General features: G+C 66.7%; 5 protein-coding genes. All 5 read right to left on the reverse strand.

All coding sequences use genetic code 11. The features are described from left to right. Positions 1-148 precede the first annotated feature (148 nt). Positions 149-967 (reverse strand): DUF1521 domain-containing protein, encoded by an 819-nt coding sequence (locus BDIM_RS05310; RefSeq protein WP_003164545.1) that lies wholly within the window; start codon positions 965-967, stop codon positions 149-151. A 98-nt stretch (positions 968-1,065) separates the two neighbouring features. Further along, positions 1,066-1,863 (reverse strand): type III secretion system export apparatus subunit SctT, encoded by a 798-nt coding sequence (gene sctT, locus BDIM_RS05315; protein ID WP_003164546.1) that lies wholly within the window; start codon positions 1,861-1,863, stop codon positions 1,066-1,068. Next, positions 1,864-2,136 carry a type III secretion system export apparatus subunit SctS gene (gene sctS / locus BDIM_RS05320; protein WP_003164547.1) on the reverse strand — a complete coding sequence of 91 codons (273 nt, stop codon included), beginning with the start codon at positions 2,134-2,136 and terminating at the stop codon, positions 1,864-1,866. Between the two features lie 11 nt (positions 2,137-2,147). Then, positions 2,148-2,807: a type III secretion system export apparatus subunit SctR gene (gene sctR, locus BDIM_RS05325; protein ID WP_003164548.1), complete on the reverse strand. Its 660-nt coding sequence runs from the start codon at positions 2,805-2,807 to the stop codon at positions 2,148-2,150. 1 nt (position 2,808) lies between these two features. Further along, positions 2,809-3,669: FliM/FliN family flagellar motor switch protein (locus BDIM_RS05330; protein WP_040345110.1), on the reverse strand; the 861-nt coding region annotated here is incomplete at its 5' end.

The raw sequence follows: 3,669 nt of genomic DNA on the forward strand, positions 1-3,669 counted from the left end.
CCGCGACAGCGCCGTCGAACAGTTCGCCCGCACGGTGGACGCCGCGACCGCTTCATTGGACAGACGCTGAGCGCGATCCCTTGCTGTGACACAAAGCAAACCCCGCGGACCGAAGTCCGCGGGGTTCCGCGCTGAACCGCAGGTAAGTTCAGCGCGTCGGCGTTGGGCCGAGGGCGACGCGCGGGCTGCCGGGCTCGCTGGTTTCAGAGGCGCCGCCCAGGGCTTCGGCCAATCCGCTCAACACGCCGGTCAGCAGCCAGGCGCCCAGGACGCCGCGCAGGGCGTCGCTGAAAGCCTGAAGCGCCTCGGGCAGGCCGGCGTTGCCGATCTTGGTCAGGTTGAAGTCTTCCTGGCTGACGGCGTCGCCGGTGATGCCGCTGGTCCAGCCCGATCTGGCGGCGTCGTCCTCGCGGATGGTCAGGCCGTCGCGATAGGCGGCGTCGATGGCGTAGCCGTTGTTGCTCATGCTGATGTTCAGGTCGCCCAGCCGGTTCTGGCTGACGCCGTCGATGATCATGGCCTGGTCGCCGCGCGTGATGACCAGCTGGCTGGTGACGGTGGCGTTGGGATTGTTGCCGAAGGGCTCGGTGTTGACGGTGATCTTGGTTCCGTTCTCGAGTTCCAGGGTCATGGTGTCCCAGAAGTCGCCGACGTGCCGGCCGTTGTAGTTGAAGTGCGGATCGCCCCAGATCTGGGTGACGTTGCCGTCGGCGTCGCGCACCACGAACTCGGAGTTGGCCTCGTTGATCTCCAGCGTATAGCCGTCGCCCAGATCCACCGTGGCCTTGCCGTCCTGGGGCATGGAGGCCGAGAAGGCGGGGGCGGCGGGCTGGAAGGCGCCGTTGAGCATCACGCCCAGCTGAAAGCCCATCTGGGCGAAGTTGGCCGCCGTGGCCATGCGGTCGGCGACCGCGCCGAGCACGAGAGTCCCGACGGCGTTGGAGAAGGCGGTGTTGATGCTGGTCATCGTGTAGCCCCGAGGTTGATCTTGCTGACCGGCATCGGACCATGCGCGGGCGGGGCTTCACAGTCGGGACGGTCCCCATTAGGGACGACCCTAGCTTCCTAGCTTGAGCGCCGTCCCATCGCCTTCAACACCTCCAGAACCGTGTCGTGGCGGCCCATGATCTCGTTCAGCAGGGTCTGCACCAGGCCAGTCATCATGATCAGGATGATCAGGGTCGCCAGCCACGCCTTGATCGACAGCGACAGGGAGAAGACGTTCAGCTGCGGCGCATAGCGGTTGACCAGGCCCAGGGCGCCGTCGGTGACGAACAGCACCACCAGAACCGGCGAGGCGAACAGCACGGCCAGGGTCATCAGCCGTGTGAACTCGCCCTCGAACAGGCTGAGGCTGCTCATGGTCAGCACCGGCGTCAGGCTGCCGATGGGCCAGATGACGAAACTGTCCAGTATGGTGCCGACCAACAGCAGCAGGCCGCCCGAGAACATGAAGACGAAGTTGGCCAGCCGTCCCAGAAACTCGCCGTTCAGCGAGGTCTGATGGCCGCTGAGCGGGTCCACCACCTGAGCCATGGTGGCGCCGACCTTGGTGTCGATGATCTGGCCGGCGGCCTCGAACGCCCACAGCATGGTGGCGAAGAAGAAGCCGATGACCACTCCGACCAGGGCCTCCTTGCCGAACAGCAGAATCCACTGGACCGTCGGCATGGTCATCTGGGCCACCTGCGGCTGCATGGTCAGCACCGCCAAGCCGAACACCAGGAAGATGGAGTTACGGACCATCGCCGGAACCGTCTGCGGCGACAGCAGCGGCATCAGCAGGAAGGTCGTCGCCACCCGCGTGGTCGACACCGCCACCAGGATGGCGTTGTGGAACAGACTGTCCAGACCTTCGAACACCTAGCGGCGCACCAGGGCCGGAAACTCGGTGAAGATGCGGTCGCTGAACTGATACAGCGAGCCGCCGATCAGCGCCGCCGTGGCGAACAGGGTCAGCACGATGGCGAAGAATTTGGCCGTGTACTGTAGGGTTTGTTCCTGAAGCTGCGTCGCCGACTGGATCACCGCCACGATCAGGCCGACGATGGAGGCGGCGATGATCGGCGGGGCCGACAGGAACAGGACGAGCCAGAGCGCCTGATTGACGAGCTCAATGGCCTGGGCGTTCATCATGGGGCGCTCTCCTAGACGTAACTGAGCACAAGGCCGTGGGACAACTTCACCCACCCGTCGATCAGCACGAACAACAGCAGCTTGAACGGCAGGGAGACGGTGGTCGGCGACAGCATCATCATCCCCATCGCCAGCAATATGTTGGACACCACCAGGTCTATGATCAGGAAGGGCAGGAAGATCAGGAAGCCGATCTGAAACGCCGTCGCCAGCTCCGACACGGTGAAGGCGGGCACGACGACCAGGAAGTCCCGCGCGGTGATCTCGGCGCGCTTTTCAGGCGTCGAGATGCGCTGGGCGGTGCGCAGGAAGAAGGCGCGCTCGCGCTCGGACGAATGCTTGATCAGGAAGTCGCGCAGCGGTTCCTTGGCGCTGTCGGCATAGGCGAACAATTGCTGGGTGTCGCTGAGGGCGGCGGTGGGCGGCATGTGGTTGGTGGCCTCGGCCATGCGCTGGCCGACCGGGAACATGACGTAGAGCGTCAGGATCAGCGCCATGCCGTTCAGCACGATGTTCGGCGGCACCTGCTGCAGGCCCAGGGCGTTGCGCAGCAGGGACAGCACCACCACGATCTTGGTGAAGGACGTCACCATCACCGCCACGAAGGGCGCGAGCGCCAGCAGGATGACGGTGACGAGCGCCGATCCCGGCGAGAACTGGGACAGGTCCATGTCAGACGGCCTCCTTCGGGTCGGCGACGGCGTCGATCAGCACGGCGTAGGCCTCGCCCAGGGACACCAGGCGGCCGCGCGCGAAGGCCTGGCCGGCGCTGCGCAGGGTGACGCGCATTTCGGCGTCCAGTCCGGTCAGGGGCAGGATGGCGCCGGGGCGCAGCTCGGTCAGGGTCTTCAGCGGTACGGCGGTCTCGCCCAGATCGACCGTCACGGCGATCGGCGTGTCGGCCCCCGGCGTCAGTCCGTGCTCGTCTTCGGCAGGCGGGGCGGCGGCCTCGGTCATGCGGCTTTCCTTGCGTTGATGGGTGAAGTTTCGGGACGCGGGGTCGAACAGGCCGACGGCCGTCCCGCCGGGAATCGACAGGCGCGCGGTCCAGGCCCCGGCCAGAGCGGGGATCAGCAGCAGGTCGCCCGCGCGCAGGCTCGACAGATCGTCGGGCGACAGTCGCGGCCCCTCGATGAGCAGACGAATCGGCAGGGGCAGGTTCAGCCCCGGCGGCTGATCGCCGACACGGCGCAGACGCAGGGCCAATACGGGCGGCAGGGACAGGCGCGCCTCATGCAAAGTGCGCTCGCCGTCGCTGAGGCGGACCTCGACGTGCGCCGTATCGAACGTGTCGGAACGCACGCCGACGGGCGTCAGCGCCTCGGCGCCTGCGTCTTCCAGCGCCGCCAGCAGCGGCTCCAGCGTCGAGACGGCGGCCAGCAGGGCGGCGTGGTCGCCATTCTCGAAGGCCGCGCCGTCGATCGTCAGGGGCGCGACGCGGACGGGGCCGTGCGGCGTGGCGAAGGCGACCTGCTCTCCGACGAAGGTCTCGTCGTGATCGGGGATCAGAACGCTAACGCGCAGTCCGTCCAG

The organism is Brevundimonas diminuta ATCC 11568, assembly GCF_000204035.1.
Taxonomy (GTDB): domain Bacteria; phylum Pseudomonadota; class Alphaproteobacteria; order Caulobacterales; family Caulobacteraceae; genus Brevundimonas; species Brevundimonas diminuta.